Origin of the sequence: Massilia sp. UYP32 (assembly GCF_050434365.1) — a bacterium.
In the GTDB taxonomy this organism is placed as follows: Bacteria; Pseudomonadota; Gammaproteobacteria; order Burkholderiales; family Burkholderiaceae_D; genus Telluria; species Telluria timonae.
Map to the genome: position 1 here is coordinate 20566 of NZ_JBNDIK010000037.1, position 18159 is coordinate 38724.

Consider the following 18159-nt stretch of genomic DNA (forward strand, 5'->3'; position numbering starts at 1 on the left):
ACGATTGCATGGCGCAGACCGCGCTGTCGTCAGAACTGCACCCCGCGCGTGAGCCCGCCGTCGACCAGCAGATTGGTGCCGGTCGTGAATCCCGCCGCCGGGCTGGCAAGAAATACCGTGGCGCGCGCCACCTCGTCGGGCGTCGCCATGCGGCCGAGCGGATTCGCGGCCAGGCAGGCGGCGAAGGTTTCCGGCTGATTGCGCTCGATGTCACCCCATACCCCATCGGCGAAATACACATTTCCAGGCGAAACCGTATTGACACGGATGCCATCGGCGGCGTGCCGCGTCGACAGCGTCTTTCCGTAATGGGTCAGCGCTGCCTTCAGCACCCCGTATGGTTCGGCAAACATGTCGATCTCACGTCCCGACACGCTCGAGATCAGCACGATCGAGGCCGCGTCCGACTCCTGCAGATGCGGCAGCGCCGCCTTGACCATCGCCGCGGTGCCGAGCAGGTCGGTCTCGAAGGCGCGCCGCCAGGTGGCCAGGTCGTCGCCGCCGGCCAGCGCGCTGACGTTCGGCACCACGATGTCCAGCCCGCCCATGCGGCGCGCCGCCTCCCCGACCCAGGCCGTCACCTGGGCCGCATCGGTGACGTCGACCGCCGCGCCGCAAGCGCGCGCGCCGAAGGCGTCCTGCGCCGCCGCCACACCGCCGGCATTGCGCGCGCAGAACGCGACCTGCGCGCCCTCGGCCAGAAAGCATTCGACGATCGCGCGTCCAATGCCGCGCGAGCCGCCGCTGACCAGTACCTTGCGTCCTTGCAGTCCGAGATCCATGAGAGTGTCCTTTCTGAAGTGAAAAAGGCCAGTCGGATGACTGGCCTGATGGCGCCCCGCTGGCTTACTTGCGCAGCTTGTAGGCGATGATGGCGTCGCTGTTGCCGGTTTCCATGAAGGCGTGACCGGTGGCGGCGATCAGGATGTATTGCTCGCCGTTGATCTCATAGGCGATCGGGTTGGCCTGGCCGCCGGCCGGCAGCACGTCGGTCCAGACGGTCTTGCCGGTGCGGATGTCGATCGCGCGGAACAGGTTGTCGGTGGCGGCGCCGATGAACACCAGGCCGCCGGCCGTCACCACCGAACCGCCGTTGTTGGGCAGGCCGATGTCGAACGGGATGTACGACGGGATACCCCATGGGCCGTTGCGGCGCGCCGTGCCGAGCGGGCCGTCCCACAAGGTCTCACCCGTGTCCAGGCTGACGGCGCGGATGCCGCCGTACGGCGGCGCCGTGCATGGCACGCCGGTGCCGATATTGCGCCAGCCCGCATTCACGCTGATGGCGTACGGCGCATTGATCTGCGGGTACACCGAGGAACCGCCCTCGCCCTTGCCGGCCGCCTTGGCGTTGGCGTCCTTGCTGGCGTAGATCGGCTGCACGCCCATCCTGTTGGCCTGTTCGCGCGGAATCAGCTGGCTGCGGTTCGGCACGTCGTTGTAGTTAGCGATCAGGATGCGGCGCACCGGGTCGATCGCGACCGAACCCCAGTCCGAGCCGCCGTTGTAGCCGGGGTACTGGATCCACGGCTTGTCGCTCGACGGCGGGGTCAGGTAGCCGGCGTAGTTCGACTGGCGGAACTGGATCCGGCACATCAGCTGGTCGACCGGCGAGAAGCCCCACATGTCGGCTTCAGTCTTTGGGTCCTTGCGCAGGCTGTGCCAGAGCGACGTCGGCTGGGTGTCGGCCACGAAGTCCGGCTCCACCGAACCGAGCTTGGGCGCCTTGACGCTGCCGATCGGGATCAAGGGCTTGCCGGTGGCGCGGTCGAAGATGTACATATCGCCCTGCTTGGTCGGCAGCAGGATGGCGGCGACCGGCTTGCCGTCGGGGCCGGGATAATCCAGCAGGCTCGGCTGGCTGCCGAGGTCGTAGTCCCACAGGTCGCGCTGCAGCGCCTGGAAGTGCCAGACGTCGCGGCCGGTGGTCACGTCCACCGCCACCAGCGAATCGGAGTATGTGTTCTCGGCCTCGCTGCGGTTGCCGCCGAAGTAGTCGATCGACGAATTACTGATCGGCAGGTAGACCAGGCCGAGCGCCTCGTCGCCGACCGCCGTGGTCCACATATTCGGGGTGCCGCGGGTGTACGTCTGGCCCGCCGCAGGACCCTTGACATTGTCCGGATTGCCCAGGTCCCAGGCCCAGGCCAGCTGGCCGGTGACGGCGTCGTAGCCGCGGATCACGCCCGACGGCGCGTCTTCGTCCTGGCCGTCGCGCACCTGGGCGCCGGTGACGATCACGCCGCGCACCACGGTCGGCGCCGCCGTCGGCGAATACCAGCCCGGCACCTTCTTGCCGAGATCCTGCCACAGGTCGACCTGGCCCGGCTTGCCGCCGGCGCCGCCGAAGTCGGCGCACGGTTTGCCGTCGCGCAGGTCGACTGCGACGATGCGGGCATCCAGCGTGGTGCTGATCACGCGCGTCTTGCAGGCGGCATCGTCAGCCAGCTGGGGCGCGGTGTACACCGCCACGCCGCGGCAGACGGCGGCGTGGGCGATGCCTTCGCCCGGCACCTGCGGATCGTAGCGCCAGCGCTGTTCTCCCGTTGCGGCGTTGACGGCGAACAGGATGTTCTTGGCCGAGCACACCAGGAGGTCGTTGCCGATCTTGAGCGGCGTGTTGGCCGGCGAATAGCGCTCGCCCTTGGCCGGCAGGTCGCCGGTATGGAACACGAAGGCGCGCTCCAGGCGGCCGACGTTATCCGGCGTGATCTGCGACAGCGCGCTGTAGCGCTGGGCGCTGGCGTCGCCGCCATAGGTCGGCCAATCGGCCGTGGTGCCGCCGACCGCGCCGGCCAGGACGGCCGGGAACTGCGCGGATTCGACGCTGCGCACGCCTTCGCGCGCGACCAGCACGCCGAGGATCGCCAGCACGGCGATCGCCGCCAGCGCCGCAGCGGTCTGCAGTGGGTCGAGCGCCCGCCGGCGCGCGCCGACGGCTGGTGACCGCGAAGGCATCTGCGACAACATCGGCGACATCATCGGCGACAGCGCGAGCGCCAGCATGAACAGCACCGTGACGCCGACCACGCGCGGCACCAGGCCCCAGCCATTGAAGCCGACTTCCCACACGGCCCAGGCCAGCGTGGCCAGCCAGGCGATGCCGATCACGGCCTGGCCACCGCGCTTCCTGCGCGCCAGCAGCACGGCCCCGGCCAGCAGGGCGGCGCCGGCCAGCGCATAGTAGGGGCTGCCGCCGACGGCGATCAGCCAGATTCCGCCACCCAGCATGGCCAGGCCGAACAGGCCGATGAACAGGGGAATGACGACGAGGGCGATGCGCCAGCCCGTGCCGGCCGCTGGCGCGGACGGCTGGGCGGGGTTGCCCCTCTTGTTGGTAGTACTCATGGTGCTCCAGTTTTCACGACGATAAAGATGAACAGGTCTTGCGACAGCGCTTTCAGCCCACCGGGCGGCGCGCTCCGAAGACCGAGAGGGCCGCGCCGACGATCAGCAGGATGCCGACCACGGCGAAGGCGGCGGCAAACCCGCCGGTGCCCGCCACCACGTAGCCGGTGACGATCGGCGCCAGCAGGCCGAACAGGTTGCCGACGGCGGTGACGAAGCCGGCGGCGGTGCCCACGTCCTGGTTCGAGCGCAGCAGGTCGTTGACCAGGGACAGGTTGAGCGAGATGGCCGAGGCGCAGGTGGCCAGCGACAGCGTGATGACCAAGAGGATGGCCCAGGTCTCGGCCAGCATCGGCACCAGCAGGATCACGGACGATCCGAGCAGCACGGCGCCGACCACCAGCCGGCGGCCGCCACGTTGCGCCGCGGCCGGGCTCACCACCAGGTCGCTGACGCGGCCGACCACGATCGCCAGCACCGCCGCGCCGAGGTAGGGAATCGCCGTGTACATCGAACTCGTCATCACCGACAGGCCCTTTTCCGCCTGCAGGTAAGAAGGCAGCCAGGTCAGGAAGAAATAGGTCGCATACACGGCGCAGCCGTGCGACAGGCCGATGGCCCACATGGTGCGCGAGCGGGCCAGGCCACGGATGCCGAGCGGCGCGACCGCGGTGGCGCCAACGGTGGCGTTTGCGGCGTCGCCATCGGTGATCTCGCGCAGCTCTGCCGCACTCAGCCACGGCGCCTTGCTCGGGTGGCGGTACCATTTGAGCCAGGCCGCCAGCCAGATGAAGCCGGTCGCACCGGCTACCACGAAGGCGATGCGCCAGCCGACCGTGGTGATCAGCCAGCCGAAGCCGATCGCGCCGACCGCAGGCCCGACCAGGCTGCCGCTGTGGAATACCGCCGTGGCCATGCCGCGCTCCTTGAGCGGCATCCAGTCGCGCACCACGCGCGCCCCGGCCGGGTAGGTGGTCGCTTCGCCGGCGCCCATCACCAGGCGCGCCGCCAGCAGCGAATAGAAGCCGGTGGCGAAGGCGGTGCACACGGTGGCGACCGACCACACGCCGATGCCATAGGTGTTGACCTGCCTGGGTCCGTAGCGCCCGACCAGGTAGCCCATCGGGATCAGGGCGATGAAGTACAGCCACACGAAGGACGACAGCAGGTAGCCCATGGCCACCGGCGAGATGCCGAATTCTTCCTTGAGGGCGGTGGAGGCGACCGACAGCGAGATCCGGTCGATGTAGTTGATCAGTGTTAGCGTGAAGAGGAAAACGTAAATCCAGATACGTTTCCGGGGTCCTGCCGCGGGCGTGGATGGCGTGGCCACCGCTTGGTCGATGTGCATCTCCGAATTCCTTGTCGTTTTTATCGTGGGGTGCCCGGCAAGAAAGGCGCCGCGTCTCGACGGCGCCTGCCTGCCAGCCAGCCGGGCCTGGCATTCGCGCTGGCGTCAGCCCAGCCAGGCGCGGACGTCGGCCGCCATCGCCTCGAGCGAGATGCGGTAGCGGTCGTGCAGCGTCGGCAGCGCGCCGGCGTCGAGAAACGCGTCCGGCAGCGCCACGTGGCGCAACTCGGGCTGGACCCGCGCGTGCAGCAGGGCCAGCGCGATCGCTTCGCCCAGGCCGCCGACCACGCTGTGGTTCTCGGCCACCACGACCAGCCGCCCTGCGCGCCGGCATTGCGCCACGATGGTATCGACGTCGAGCGGCTTGATGGTGGCCACATGCAGCACCGCCACCTCGATGCGATCCTGCGCCAGCTTGTCCGCCACTTCGAGCGCGCGCATCGTCATCAGGCCGCTGGAGATCACCAGCACGTCCTTGCCATCGCGCAGCAGCCTGGCCTTGCCGATCTCGAACTGGCCATCGTAGTCGTCCAGGACCAGCGGCACCCGGCCGCGCGACAGGCGCATGTAGACCGGGCCTTCATGGCGCGCGATCGCGGCCACGCACTGGCTGGTCTCGAGCGCGTCGCAGGGGTCGATCACGGTCATGTTCGGGATCGCACGCATCAGGGCCAGGTCTTCGGTGGCCTGGTGGCTGGGGCCGTAGCCGGTGGTCAGGCCCGGCAGCGCGGCGCAGATCTTGACGTTCAGGTTTTCTTCCGCGATCACCTGGTGGATGAAGTCATAGGCGCGGCGGGTGGCGAACACGGCGTAGGTGGTGGCGAACGGGATGAACCCCTCCTTCGCCATGCCGCCGGCGGCCGCCATCAGCAACTGCTCGGCCATGCCCATCTGCACGAAGCGCTCCGGATATTCACGGGCGAAGATGTGCAGGTCGGTGTACTTGGCCAGGTCGGCGGTCAGTCCGACGATGCGCGGATCGCGCTTGCCCGCCTCGATCAGCGCATGGCCGAACGGGGCCGGCTGGGTGCGCTGTCCTTCGGAGGCGATCGAGGCGATCATCGCCGAGGTGGTCAGGCGCGGCTTGGCCGGCTTGCCGTGTTCTGCGGTCGGGACGGGATTCATGCACGGCTCCATTCGGCGTAGGTGGCATCGAGGTCGGCCAGGGCCCGCTGCCACTCGTCGGCCTCGACCCGGATGAAATGGTTCTTTTCGCGCTGCTCCAGGAACGGCACGCCCTTGCCCATCAGCGTGTCGCACAGGATCACGCGTGGCTGCTCGCCCTCGAAGGCGAGCGCGGTGTCGAAGGCGGCGATCACCGCCGCCAGGTCGTTGCCGTCGACCCGCTGCACGTGCCAGCCGAAGGCTTGCCACTTGTCCACCAGCGGCTCGAACTGCAGGATGTCGTGCGACGGACCGTCGGCCTGCTGGCGGTTGATGTCGACCAGGTTGATCAGGTTGGACAGCTTGTGGTGCGCGGCCGACATGGCCGCTTCCCACACGGCGCCCTCGTCCAGTTCGCCATCGGACATCGAATTGAACACGCGTGCGCTGCTGCCCTTCATGCGCAGCGCCAGCGCCTGGCCGACGCCGATCGCCAGGCCCTGGCCGAGCGAACCACCCGAGATTTCCATCCCCGGCGTATAGGTGGCCATGCCCGACATCGGCAGGCGGCTATCGTCCGAGCCATAGGTTTCGAGTTCGTCCTCGTGCAGCACGCCCGCCTCGAACAGCGCGGCGTACAGGGCGATGGCGTAGTGGCCGTGCGACAGCAGGAAGCGGTCGCGCCCTTCCCACTCTGGTTCGGCCGGGCGCAGGTTCATGGCGTGGCAATATGCCACGGCCAGCACGTCGGCCCAGCCGAGGGCCTGGCCGACGTAGCCCTGGCCCTGCACTTCGCCCATGCGCAGGGCGAAGCGGCGCATGCGCCAGGCATGGGCGCGGATTGTCTGGAATGCGGTAGATGCGACCTGGTCGCCGGAATCGGGCATGGTCTCCCCTGATCAAAAAGTGGATAAGAAGGCGCTGGACTCGGCGATTTCATGCAAAATGTTCACCGATGCGCGCCTTTCTTGTTGAAGGCTGATCTTTATTTTCACGCAAAACAGATGACTGCCACAAAGGAAATATTTACGCCGGATGGTGAATCCAATTCACTAATCAAGCAGTTTCGCCGGGTGCCGTTGACGGCCTTGCGGGTGTTCGAGTCGGCTGGCCGCACGGGTTCGTTCGCCGCCGCCGCACGCGAAGTCGACCTGTCGCCGAGCGCCGTCAGCCACGCGATCCGCAAGCTCGAGGACAGCGCGGGCATGACGCTGTTCGTGCGCACCACGCGCTCCCTGGAACTGACGCGCGAAGGCCGGCTGCTGCTCGAGCACGTGCAGCGCGGATTCGAGGAAATGCGGCGCGGCTTCCAGCGCGCCCAGCCCGAGCAGCGGGTGGCGCCGCTGCGCCTGCACACCGCGCCGACCTTCGCGGTGCAGTGGCTGATGCCGCGCCTGACCGGTTTCATGGCTGCCCATCCCGGCATCGCCCTGCAGGTGTCGGCCGACACCGACTACGCGACCTTCGAGGACGACCGCCACGACATCGACATCGTGTACGGCGTCCCGCAGCCGTCGCGCCACGCGCAGATTCCGCTGGTGGTCGAAGAACTCACGCCGTTGTGCAGCCCGGCGCTGGCGGCGACGATCGGGTCAGTGCGCGACCTGTACCAGGCGCCGCTGATCCAGAGCGACGGCCAGTCGGTGCAATGGGGCGGCTGGTTCAGCGCCAACGGGCTGGCCACGCCGGGCGACTTCGCGCTCGCGTTCGACCGCAGCTCGATGTCGATCGCGGCGGCGGTCGACGGCCTCGGGGTGGCGCTGGAATCGACCCTGCTGGCCGAGCGCGAACTGGCCACCGGCCGGCTGGTGGCGCCGCTGATCGGTCGCAGCACCACGGTACGCTACGTGGCGCACTACCTGGTGCATCCGCACAGCCTCGAACAGGATACCGCCACCGCCCTGTTCAAGCGCTGGCTGCTCGGCGAGCTGGCGCGCGGCGCGCCACATATGGCCGCGACCGGCGCCGGCGCCTCAGAATGAATGGCGCACGCCGAGCGAACTGGCGCGGTCGCCGCTGCCCGACTCGCTGGCGTTGCCGACCGTGTAGCCGGCGCCGTTGCGGTTGACGATGCGCGAGTGCACCGCATACAGCTCGGTGCGCCTGGACAGCGCGTAACGCAGGCCGAGCGCGTACTGGCGCGCATCCTGGTCGGCCTCGCCGCGGTCGTCCTTGTCGATCAGCGACGCCATCAGCGCGTATGAGCCGAACGGCAGCAGCAGGCCGATCAGCCGGTCGACGCTGTCGCGGGAGGCCGCGGGCGCCCGCGCGCGCCCGAACGGGTTGGCCGTGTTGCGCAGCACGGAGCTGTTCAGGCCGCGATTGCGCCCGAAGGCGGCGTACAGTGTCACGATCCCGGCGTCGTAGTTCGCGCCCAGCAGCGTGTTGCGTCCGTTGGCGCCGGCGCTGCCGTTGTCGCGGTCGTGGTGGCCGAGGCGCAGGCGCAGCGCGCCGGCGCGCCAATCGAGCGCCGCACCCAGCTGGCGCCCGCCAGCGGCGCCGGATTCACCCGGCGCCGCCGCCAGTTCGACCGTGACGCCCTGGGCCTTGAACGGCGACAGGTACTTGACGGTATTGTCCATGCGGCTGAAGGCATTCCCGCTCGTGGCCACCAGGTTCTTGCTGTCGGCAACATAGCCGGAACCGAAAGGATCGGCCATCACCGCGGTCGCGTATTGCGGCGTGTACTGGCGCCCAACCAGCACGCTGCCGAACGGCCCCTGTAGTCCGACCCAGGCCTGGCGGCCGAACAATGTGCCTCCCTGCCCGACCTCTCCGGTGTCGGCCTGGAAGCCGTTCTCGAGCAGGAACAAGGCCTTGACGCCGCGGCCCAGCTCCTCGCTGCCACCAAAGCCGAGGCGCGAGCCCATGGGCACGCCGCTGGTGAGCCTGGTCAGGGCGCCGTCCTTGCCGCCCGCCTCGCGCACCAGCGCCATGTCGATCACGCCATAAATAGACATTGCCTCATCGGCGAATGCCGGAAATGCCAGTGCACAAAGAAGCGGCACTGCGATCGTTGTTTTTTTCACGAACAGCCTGTTGTTGTCGATGCCAGGCGTTCCCCCGCGCGCGTCTCCACCCGCGCAGGAATTTCATCGATGGCGCGCCGGCAGGTGATGAAGAATACGGCATTCTCCATATCGCGCTCACCGGTGACAAACGATATGTTTACATGAGCTGGTGAATCCAGGTCATGAATGACGACGCCGATCCCGGCTTCGCTCAATGGCCGAGGCCAGAACGGCATCCAGCGCCTCCGGCATGGCCGGCTTGAGCAGATGGGCGTCGAAGCCGGCGGCGCGTGTCCGCGCCCGATCCTCTTGCGCACCCCAGCCGGTCAAGGCCACCAGCCTGGCTTCAGCAAGCGCGGGCAGCGCGCGCAGGGCGCGCGCCGTTTCGTAGCCGTCGATGTGAGGCATGCCGGGATCGAGAAAGACAAGGTCCGGCACGATGGAGGTTCCCATTCGCACGGCGTCCTCTCCGCCATACGCCACATGCACCTCATGCCCTTTTTCGCGCAGCACCAATGACAGGGTGTCCGCGGCATCCGCATTGTCGTCGGCCACGAGTATGCGCAGCTGGACGGCATTCGCCGCGACGCCCGGTGGCTCTGCGACTGAAACTGGCGTGCCTGCCGGGGCGGCTGACATGCACGGCAGGCGAATGGTGAACGTGCTGCCATGGCCAGCGCCCGCACTGGATGCGCTGACGCTCCCGCCGTGAAGAGACACCAGGCGGCGCACCAGGGACAGGCCGATGCCGAGCCCACCTTTCGATATCCCGATGCTGTGGGGCGCCTGGGAGAACATGTCGAACACCCGCTCCAGATCATGGGTCGCGATCCCGATGCCGGTATCCGACACGTCGATGACCACGGCGTCGCCACTGATACGCGCCGAAATGCCGATCCGGCCATGCTGGGGCGTGTACTTGCTCGCGTTCGACAAGAGGTTGCTGAGCACCTGGCTCAGGCGCACCGTATCGACATCGACCCAGATCGCAGCATCCGGCAGGTCGAGCGCGAGTTCGTGTCCCCCTGCCTCGATCAGGGGAAGGCTGGTTTCGACTGCGCTCGCGATGACCGACTGCATGTCGACGCGCTCGATCTGCAGGACCATCTTGCCGCTGGAAATGCGTGCGATATCCAGCAAATCATTGATGAGATGGACCATCTGGTCGACCTGGCGCTCCATCGTGCCGCGCACTCTTTCCAGCATCGCCGGCTTGTCCCCGCTCAGGCGCAGCAATTCGAGCGCATTGCGGATCGGGGCGAGCGGATTGCGCAACTCGTGCGCCAGGGTGGCCAGGAATTCGGATTTGCGTCGGTCGGCTTCGCGCAACGCCTCCATCGAGCGCACCCGTTCGATGTGGGCCCAGCAGCGGTCGACCACGGTCTCCACCAGCGCCACATCGTCCGCGCTCCAGGTACGCGGCCGCTCCTGGTGCACCGCCATCATGGCCACGAGCCGGCCCTGCTTGACCAGGGGGCAGCAGATAATCGCCTTGATGCCGATCTGGTTGAACATGTTCGCCCCGTCGTCCGCCGTCAACTCACGATCGACATCATCGATCATGAGCGTGCGGCCGATGCGCAGATTGGACGTGGCGCGCGAACCGAACAGGTCGAGCGAATAAACGCCCACCGTGCTGATCGCTCCTTCGACCCGCCAGTCGTGGCGGATGGTGAAGCGATCGTTGTCCGGCTCCAGGTCGGCATAGGCGACCCGGGTCACCTTCAGGTACTCGCCGAGCAGCCGCGTGCTGTGTTCCATGATGGCCTGCGGCTCGTCGGCGAGGCGGGTCGCTTCGCCGATCACGTCGAGTAATCGCAGGCGTTCCTGTTGCGAGCGGATCTTCCCGGTGGTCTCGCTGCACACGCAGAACACCCCTGCGATGTCACCAGCCTCGGCACGGATCGGGCTGGTCGAAAAGCTCGCGAAGACCTGCTCCACGAAGCCATTGCGCGTGAGCGCGAATTCCTGGTCTTCGAACCACAAGGTTTCACCTTCCATCGTCGCCGCCAGCATGGGCCCGACCAGGTCCCATACTTCGCGCCAGACCTGCTCGAACGGCTTGCCCAACACCTGCCGCGGGTCCGACGCCTTCGCGCCAAGAATGTCACGATAGCCATCGTTATAGAGCAGAAGCAGATCGGGGCCCCAGGCGATATACATGGGGTGACGCGCGTTGAGCAGGATGCTGACTGCGGTTCGAAGCGATTGTGGCCACGCTTCCAGGGCGCCAAGCGGCGTGGACGCCCAATCGAAGCCCCGGAATACCCCTCCCATCGTTCCGCCCCCCGCCAGGAAGCGGGCGCTTGGAGCAGGTGGTTGAATTCGCGTGATAGCTTGCATCAAAGGAAGTGGATGATGTGGGCAGCCAGTAAAGCAAGACAATAGCATCTTGTTAGCTCGATCGGACGACAAGGCCGGTCTTTCGTTCGACATTTCAAACCGGCTGGTTCAGGTTCCCGGCGCTGCCCTGGAGCGTGTCGAATATCAGGCAGCCGATTCCGACCGTACACAATGCATGGCATCGGCGCACCGATCGAACTCGGCCGGTCGCTGCGTGAGGACATCGATGCTACCTCCCATGTGATGACCGATCGGCCGCCAGGGCCGTGATAGGGCCTTGTCCACTTGTGCCAGTCGTCCGTCAGGAAGGACCATTGGTGGAATGTTACTCATCAGCTAGCAATTCAAAACGTTGATGTTTCCATCAAGTACTTATGTCCCTTGCGGGCGCTTGCACCGGGAGCTAACCTAGGATCTGAAATCTCACCAATTCTCACGGCCACCGACCATGCAAGCAGCATCATCCAATCAGCTGGCAAGAATGTCATCAACGTTTCGACATATGCGTGGACGGCAGGTTGCGCACATGCTCAATGGCGTCACTGCCGAAGGCATCAGGATCGACCATTGCGATATGACTATGATCAATGCGTATGCAAGAGGCGAGGTATCCGGGCGGGACTTATTGGCCCATGTGTGTCAGTTCACGACCCTGACATCATATCAAGAGTGGTTAAAAACGGGCTTCGACAGGCATGGCAGCAGTCGGAAGACCTCTGTCTCGGTCGAACAGAACGTGGCCGAGGTCGCGGCCTATATCAGGCGCAAATACCTGAAAAATGATCCGACAGCGAAGAGTGGATCGTAATGCCTTGCGAGATTCCGACCGGCTATCCGGACCTGAATCGCACTGAGCGCCCTCGACGGAACCCGGGCGATCGGGTGGCCTAGTAGCACTATTGACGCGTGCACTGGTCGCTTCATCATTGGTTCGAGATGAAGCCTATAAACGAAACGGGCCTCGAATGAGGCCAGTGCGTTTATTATCCGGAGGCCAGGACGCGATTCGAATCCGTATGCGTCTGCGAGTGGCGACGCGTCCGGGCGTGACATATTGGGCCAGGCCAGCGCAATGTGGAAAGGCTGGCCACGCGCTGGGCACTGCATGCGATGCTGCGCCCGTCGGTCGACAAGAAGTGGAATCAACTGCCAGGCTGCCGATATTTCCGGCGATCGGACAATATCGAAGAAAACAGAACTGTGCCAGCGCCGATTTCAGTGCTTACAGCGGAGGAATCATTCCGTTCATGTATTTTTCACCACTGAGTTCGATACCGCGGCGCAGGCTGGCGCAGGCGGCACGAAATACACGACGTAAATTTCCCAGGAGGCTGGATAACAAACCAGAGGAGGAAACAGCTTTGGTAACGATAACTTTCATGATGACTCCAGTGCATTCAACGACCTATGTCGAGAAATACAGGATACGTGCAGTCCAGTTATAAATCCAATTTCTGTTTCAGATTTCCGAGATAACTCCAGCGAATAACATCGCAGAGATTTCACATTTGTTTATCAATCGATAGCATGTGAATCGCCAGTCGGATATATCGAGGCGACATATCGTGGGCTTCCCGATTTGTCGCCCTGACTGCCTGCATGCTCTCCAGACGCATGCCTCGCTTGTCAACTGGCCGCGACGGTGTGGCCGTCAGGCTTCGATTTCTGGGAACGCGCCAGGAGCAGGGTCGTCACTGCCGACACCACGAGCAGGGCGGCGACGAAATAGAGCCCGCCCTCGAAACTGCCGGTTTCGTCCTTGATCCAGCCGATCATGGCAGGCCCCACGAATCCGCCAAGGTTACCCAGCGAATTGATGGTCGCAATCCCCGTCGCGGCGGCAGCCCCGCTCAGGAACATCGTCGGCATGCTCCACAGCGGCGGTTTTGCGCAGCTGATGCCGATATTCACGATCGTCAGCGCAAGGATCAGACCAAGCAGCCCCTGCGTGCCTGCGGCGATCACCAGGCCGAACGCCGCGACCGCGCACGCGATTATGACGTGCCAGGTCCGCTCGCGGGTGCGGTCCGAATGGCGCGACCACAGCACCATGGCGACCACCGAAATGGCAGGTGGAATCGCATTCAGCAGTCCGACCGTCATGGATGAAACGCCGAGTTGCTGGATGATCTGCGGCGCCCAGATGCCGAGCGTGTACAAACCGGCCGACGTCCCGAAATAGATGAGCGCGAGGGCAAGCACCTGCGGATTCAGCATTCCCTTGAGGATGCTGTGGTTGCCGGCCGACGCCTTCCTGGCCGCCTCCATTTTCATCGCATTGACGAGCCATGCTTTTTCGTCTTCCTTCAGCCAGTTGGCGTTTTCGGGCCGATCGGTCATGTAGAAGAACACGACAACGCCGAGAATGACGGCAGGAAGCGCTTCGAGTACGAACATCCACTGCCAGCCATGATAACCCATGAAACCGTCCATCTGCAGCAAGGCGGCAGAGATCGGAGAGCCGAGCGCCGTCGAGATCGGCGCTGCGGCCATGAATAGCGCCGTCACGCCGGCGCGCCGCCCCGCAGGGAACCAGTAACTGAGATACAGGATGATTCCCGGGAAGAAGCCGGCCTCTGCGGCCCCGAGCAGGAAGCGCACGATATAGAAACTGGTCGGGGTGGTGACGAACGCCATGCACGCGGAGATGATCCCCCATGTGACCATGACGCGGGCGATCCAGAGGCGCGCACCCACCTTGTGCAGGATGATATTTGAAGGAACTTCGAACAGAAAATATCCCCAGAAGAAAATACCGGCGCCAAAGCCGAGTATCGATGCAGTGAAACCAAGATCCCCCTTCATCGACATTGCCGCGAATCCGATATTCACACGATCGAGATAGGCGATGAAATACAAGAGCATAATGAACGGCACGATACGCCAGGTGATCTTGCGAATTGTGCGCTTTTCGATATCTGATTCCATGTACGTCTCCACTATTGATTATTTTCCGCTGATAAGAACTGACTAAGTTCGACTGCTTGTTTCTACGAACGCAGCCTCTCGTTCGCTGGACGCATCGCCGAGCTGCGCGATCCGTAACAGGTTGGTCGTGCCGGAAGTACCGAACGGCATGCCGGCGGCGATGACGATGGTCTGTCCCGAGATCGCGAGCCCTTCGCGCATGGCGGTTGCGCAGGCGAAATCGGTCATTTCCGACACGCCGGCGACGTCATGCGTCAGGACTGCATGCACGCCCCAGACGAGCGCCAGGCTGCGGGCGGTGGCAAGCTTCGGCGTCATGCCGATGATGGGGACCTGGGGACGCTCGCGCGCCATTCTCAGGGCGGAATGGCCGGAACTGGTATAGGCGACCGTTGCCGCGACGTCGAGCAGCTCGGCGACGTTGCGCATCGCCAGTCCGATGGCGTCCGCGATCTCCGCCTGGGCCTGCCCGCGGTGCACGGTCAGGCTTTCGGCATGAAAGGGGTCGGACTCGGTCTGCACGATGATGTCGTTCATCATCGTGACCGCTTCGACCGGGTATTTTCCCGAGGCGGATTCCGCCGACAACATGACGGCGTCCACCCCATCATAGATGGCCGTCGCGACGTCGGACGCCTCGGCGCGCGTCGGCACGGGCGCCGACACCATGGATTCGAGCATCTGCGTCGCGACGATCACCGGCTTGCCGAGGCGACGGCACACGCGCACGATGCGCTTCTGGATCGCCGGCACCTGTTCCGCCGGCATCTCCACGCCCAGGTCGCCGCGCGCGACCATGACGGCGTCCGCTTCCCGGATGATCGGTTCGAGCTGGCCGATCGCCGCCGGCTTTTCGAGTTTGGCGACGACGCTGGCGCGCCCCTGGATGATTTCCTTGATCTCCAGGATGTCTTCCACCCGCTGGACGAAGGACAACGCAATCCAGTCGACTCCCAGGGTGAGCGCGAACGCCAGGTCCTTGCGGTCCTTGTCGGTCAATGCCGACAGCGGCAGCACCACGCCCGGCACGTTGACGCCCTTGCGATCCGACAGCACGCCGCCGTTGATGACCGTCGTTTCCGCCGTCTCGGCGGTGTAGCGCACGACCTCCAGCTCGATGCGCCCATCGTCCAGCAGCAGTCGCGTGCCGCGCTGGAGCGCAGCAAAGATCTCGGGATGCGGCAGGGCGACGCGCGCCTGGTCTCCAGAGCGGGTGGCGTCCAGGCCGAGCCGGAATGGCGCGCCGGCCGCGAGGGTGATCGCGCCTTCCGAGAACGTGCCGATGCGCAGTTTCGGCCCTTGCAGGTCGACCAGCACCCCCACCGGCCTGCCCAGTTCGCGCTCCAGCGCGCGCAACTTCTCGAGCCGGGCCTTGTGGTCGTCATGGCTGCCGTGACTGAAGTTGAGCCGGAACACGTCGGCGCCGGCGCGAAACATGGATTCGATGGTTGCGGCGTCGGTGCTGGCCGGGCCCAGCGTGGCGACTATTTTTGCTTTGCGGTGTCGGTGCATGTGCATTCCTTTCGACAAACGTGACTGGCAAGCGGCTGGTTGCCCGGCCGCTCAGAATGAGTGGCGGATGCCCAGGTTGTAGGCGGTGCTGCCGGAACCGGATTCCGAATTGTTCGCCACCGTGTAGCCGGCGCCGTTGTGATTCCGGATATGGCCATAAGCCGCATACAGCTCGGTACGCTTCGACAGCGGGTACAGGTAACCGAGGCCGACCGCACCGGCATCCTGGTCGAACGCGGTGCGGTCGTTCTTGTACATCAGGGAGAACATCAGCGTGCCGGGGCCGAAGGGGGCTTTCAGGCCGAGCAGGACGTTGCGGCTGTCCGTGGACGGGGTCGCCCGCAATCCTCCGTAGGCGTTGGCGTTGGGCAGCGGCGCGCTGTCGAAACCCTTGTCGATGCCATAGCCGGCATACAGCCTGACCCAGCCGAAGTCATAGTTCGCGCCCAGCAGGATATTGCGTCCAAGGTCATGGTCGACGGGCGACGCGCCCGAGACCACATCCGAGTTCCTGGCGTTGTAGGCCAGCCGCACGGTCAACGGTCCCTGCGCATAGCCGATGGCGCCGCCGTACTGGCGGCCGGCCGATGAATCGCTTTGTTCGCCGAGGCTGTAGGCCAGCTGCATGTCGACGCCGTGGAGCGTTGGCGAGGCATAGGTAATGGTGTTGCTGGTGCGGACGTTGCTTCCGTTGGCGGGAAACAGGCTCTTGGACGAGCCGGCATAACCCGCGCCGAACGGATCGACGACGCCGGAGATCGCCAGGTAATACGGGGTGTACTGGCGACCGAGCGCGACCGAGCCGGCGCTGCTCTTCAGGCCGACGAGCGCCTGGCGATTGAACAGCGTGTTGTCCGCGTCGAGCGCGCCGGTGTCGATCCTGGTTCCCGTTTCGAGCGTGAAAAAGGCGGAAAGGTCGCCGCCCAGCCTCTCGGCGCCCCGGAAGCCGATCCGCGAGGTCGATGCGGCGCCGCTGGTGATTTTATTGACGCGCCCGCCACTGCCGCCGCTTTCCACGACGAATGCCGCATCGACGATGCCGTAGACGCTGACGCTGACGCTGCGCTGCGCGTGCGCGACCCCTGCGAAGAGTCCCGCAATGAAGAATGCAATCGCTTTCAATCTTGTCTCCTGGATGATCATCATGCGGTCCGCGGTACGTGGCCTGACGGACTTCTACATGCGCTCGCCTGCTTGTTCCTGGTTGCTGGCGAATATCTCTATGCTGCTGTTCCGGCCTGGCGCTCCTTAACGTCCTCCGACGAAGATGATCCGCAGGTCATTCACGTTGGTCAGCGTGGGGCCGGTGATCACGCCATCGCCGAGCGCCTCGAAGAATCCGTGCGCGTCGTTGTCCGCCAGGCTGGCCGGCGGATGGATGCCCTGGCGGCGCGCCCGTGCGAGGCTGTCGGGCCGCACGATCGCGCCGGCGATTTCCTCCAACCCGTCCACGCCATCGGTATCTCCGGCGAGCGCAACGATATTCGGTTCGCCGTTCAGGGCGATGCCCAGGGAGAGGAGGAATTCGACATTGCGTCCGCCGCGCCCTTCCCCGCGCACCGTCACCGTCGTTTCGCCGCCCGACAGCAGGATGCATGGCGGCTTGAAGGGCTGGCCCCGGCCGTTCACGTGGCGCGCCAGCGCCGCCATCACCTTGCCGACTTCGCGCGCTTCGCCTTCCACGGCGTCGCCGAGCACATGGACGTCGACGCCTGCCGCGCGGCCGACCTCGGCGGCTGCCTCGAGCGACAGGAGCGGGGTGGCGATGAGATGCGATTCGATCCGTGCAAGCCGGGGGTCGCCAGGCTTCATCGATTCGGCGCGCCCGGTCTCGAGCATGTCCATCACGGGCGCAGGGACCTCGATGCCGTAGCGGCGCAGCACCGCCAGCGCGTCGGCGCAGGTGCTGGGATCGGGCACCGTGGGGCCGGAGGCGACGTCGCTGAAGCTGTCGGCCGGGACGTCCGACATGATCAGGTTGACCACCCTGGCGGGATGGCAGGCGGCGGCAAGACGCCCGCCCTTGATGGCCGACAGATGGCGGCGTACGCAATTCATTTCGGAGATGCTGGCCCCGCTGGCGAGCAATGCGCGGTTGATCGCCTGCTTCTGTTCAAGCGTCACGCCGTTGAGGGGCAGCGGCAGCAGCGCGGAGCCGCCGCCGGAGATCAGGCACAGCACGACATCGTCCGCACTCAGGCCGCTGACACGCTGCAGCATGCGCTGCGCGGCCACCTGACCGTTCGCATCGGGAACCGGGTGGCCCGCCTCGATGATCTCGATGCGCCGGCACGGCACGGCATGGCCGTAGCGCGTGACGACGACACCCTCGAGCGGACCATCCCAATTGTCCTCGACCGCCCGCGCCATGGCGGCGGAAGCCTTGCCGGCGCCGATCACAATCAGCCGCCCCTTCGGCGCAGGGGGCAGGAAGCGCGGCACGCGCACCGCCGGCTGCGCGCTGGCGACGCCGGCGTCGAACATCTCCCTCAACAAGCGGTCGATCGCCGCGGCAGATGCATTGAACATACTGTCTCCAACTTTTTTATAGGCGCCGATGGC

Annotated in this window: 14 protein-coding genes; 2 read left to right on the plus strand and 12 right to left on the minus strand. The window is 65.5% G+C overall.

The window, feature by feature from the left end:
• Positions 1–29 precede the first annotated feature (29 nt).
• The 5 genes from ABIB42_RS23945 to ABIB42_RS23965 all read right to left on the minus strand — a co-directional run bounded on the left by ABIB42_RS23945 (position 30) and on the right by ABIB42_RS23965 (position 6690).
• On the minus strand, positions 30–782 hold the full coding sequence (locus tag ABIB42_RS23945) for an SDR family oxidoreductase (protein WP_184238885.1): 753 nt from the start codon (positions 780–782) through the stop codon (positions 30–32).
• 64 nt (positions 783–846) lie between these two features.
• Positions 847–3348: a pyrroloquinoline quinone-dependent dehydrogenase gene (locus ABIB42_RS23950; protein WP_429249107.1), complete on the minus strand. Its 2502-nt coding sequence runs from the start codon at positions 3346–3348 to the stop codon at positions 847–849.
• A gap of 52 nt (positions 3349–3400) precedes the next feature.
• The gene (locus ABIB42_RS23955; RefSeq protein ID WP_005667064.1) at positions 3401–4699 is read right to left on the minus strand and encodes an MFS transporter; all 1299 of its coding nucleotides are present in this window, start codon (positions 4697–4699) and stop codon (positions 3401–3403) included.
• 105 nt (positions 4700–4804) lie between these two features.
• A complete protein-coding gene (locus tag ABIB42_RS23960; RefSeq protein WP_071362259.1) occupies positions 4805–5824 on the minus strand; it encodes a transketolase family protein in 1020 nt (339 codons plus the stop codon).
• The gene (locus ABIB42_RS23965) at positions 5821–6690 is read right to left on the minus strand and encodes a transketolase (RefSeq protein ID WP_071362258.1); all 870 of its coding nucleotides are present in this window, start codon (positions 6688–6690) and stop codon (positions 5821–5823) included. Before ABIB42_RS23965 ends, ABIB42_RS23960 begins: the two co-directional genes overlap by 4 nt.
• 117 nt (positions 6691–6807) lie before the next feature.
• Here ABIB42_RS23965 and ABIB42_RS23970 point away from each other — a divergent pair, with 117 nt between their 5' ends.
• Positions 6808–7785, plus strand: coding sequence for a LysR substrate-binding domain-containing protein (locus ABIB42_RS23970; protein ID WP_429249108.1), 978 nt, complete (start codon positions 6808–6810; stop codon positions 7783–7785).
• Here the strand turns inward: ABIB42_RS23970 and ABIB42_RS23975 are convergent.
• Both ABIB42_RS23975 and ABIB42_RS23980 read right to left on the minus strand, forming a co-directional pair.
• Positions 7777–8832 carry a porin gene (locus tag ABIB42_RS23975; protein WP_429249109.1) on the minus strand — a complete coding sequence of 352 codons (1056 nt, stop codon included), beginning with the start codon at positions 8830–8832 and terminating at the stop codon, positions 7777–7779. The genes ABIB42_RS23970 and ABIB42_RS23975 overlap by 9 nt on opposite strands.
• Before the next feature lie 162 nt (positions 8833–8994).
• Positions 8995–10977 (minus strand): ATP-binding protein, encoded by a 1983-nt coding sequence (locus ABIB42_RS23980; RefSeq protein ID WP_429249110.1) that lies wholly within the window; start codon positions 10975–10977, stop codon positions 8995–8997.
• Positions 10978–11605: 628 nt separating this feature from the next.
• Here ABIB42_RS23980 and ABIB42_RS23985 point away from each other — a divergent pair.
• A complete protein-coding gene (locus tag ABIB42_RS23985) occupies positions 11606–11965 on the plus strand; it encodes a hypothetical protein (RefSeq protein WP_429249111.1) in 360 nt (119 codons plus the stop codon).
• Between the two features lie 414 nt (positions 11966–12379).
• On the opposite strand, the gene ABIB42_RS23990 is transcribed toward ABIB42_RS23985, so the two are convergent.
• From ABIB42_RS23990 to ABIB42_RS24010, 5 genes are all read right to left on the minus strand, one after another.
• Positions 12380–12538: a hypothetical protein gene (locus ABIB42_RS23990; RefSeq protein WP_157225564.1), complete on the minus strand. Its 159-nt coding sequence runs from the start codon at positions 12536–12538 to the stop codon at positions 12380–12382.
• 245 nt (positions 12539–12783) lie between these two features.
• Positions 12784–14085: an MFS transporter gene (locus tag ABIB42_RS23995; RefSeq protein ID WP_184238889.1), complete on the minus strand. Its 1302-nt coding sequence runs from the start codon at positions 14083–14085 to the stop codon at positions 12784–12786.
• Positions 14086–14127: 42 nt separating this feature from the next.
• Positions 14128–15597 (minus strand): pyruvate kinase, encoded by a 1470-nt coding sequence (gene pyk, locus ABIB42_RS24000; RefSeq protein WP_429249112.1) that lies wholly within the window; start codon positions 15595–15597, stop codon positions 14128–14130.
• A gap of 51 nt (positions 15598–15648) precedes the next feature.
• Entirely contained in the window at positions 15649–16740 is a 1092-nt protein-coding gene (locus ABIB42_RS24005; protein ID WP_005667045.1) for a porin, read from the minus strand.
• Between the two features lie 105 nt (positions 16741–16845).
• Positions 16846–18126, minus strand: coding sequence for a glycerate kinase type-2 family protein (locus ABIB42_RS24010; RefSeq protein ID WP_005667043.1), 1281 nt, complete (start codon positions 18124–18126; stop codon positions 16846–16848).
• Between the last annotated feature and the right edge of the window lie 33 nt (positions 18127–18159).

Coding starts and splice junctions, on each gene's coding strand:
- ABIB42_RS23950 (WP_429249107.1), bottom strand. CDS start 3,348: ATGAGTACTACCAACAAGAGGGGCAACCCCGCCCAGCCGTCCGCGCCA.
- ABIB42_RS23965 (WP_071362258.1), bottom strand. CDS start 6,690: ATGCCCGATTCCGGCGACCAGGTCGCATCTACCGCATTCCAGACAATC.
- ABIB42_RS23945 (WP_184238885.1), bottom strand. CDS start 782: ATGGATCTCGGACTGCAAGGACGCAAGGTACTGGTCAGCGGCGGCTCG.
- ABIB42_RS23995 (WP_184238889.1), bottom strand. CDS start 14,085: ATGGAATCAGATATCGAAAAGCGCACAATTCGCAAGATCACCTGGCGT.
- ABIB42_RS24010 (WP_005667043.1), bottom strand. CDS start 18,126: ATGTTCAATGCATCTGCCGCGGCGATCGACCGCTTGTTGAGGGAGATG.
- ABIB42_RS23960 (WP_071362259.1), bottom strand. CDS start 5,824: ATGAATCCCGTCCCGACCGCAGAACACGGCAAGCCGGCCAAGCCGCGC.
- ABIB42_RS23955 (WP_005667064.1), bottom strand. CDS start 4,699: ATGCACATCGACCAAGCGGTGGCCACGCCATCCACGCCCGCGGCAGGA.
- ABIB42_RS24005 (WP_005667045.1), bottom strand. CDS start 16,740: ATGATCATCCAGGAGACAAGATTGAAAGCGATTGCATTCTTCATTGCG.
- pyk (WP_429249112.1), bottom strand. CDS start 15,597: ATGCACCGACACCGCAAAGCAAAAATAGTCGCCACGCTGGGCCCGGCC.
- ABIB42_RS23985 (WP_429249111.1), top strand. CDS start 11,606: ATGCAAGCAGCATCATCCAATCAGCTGGCAAGAATGTCATCAACGTTT.
- ABIB42_RS23980 (WP_429249110.1), bottom strand. CDS start 10,977: ATGTATATCGCCTGGGGCCCCGATCTGCTTCTGCTCTATAACGATGGC.
- ABIB42_RS23990 (WP_157225564.1), bottom strand. CDS start 12,538: ATGAAAGTTATCGTTACCAAAGCTGTTTCCTCCTCTGGTTTGTTATCC.
- ABIB42_RS23970 (WP_429249108.1), top strand. CDS start 6,808: ATGACTGCCACAAAGGAAATATTTACGCCGGATGGTGAATCCAATTCA.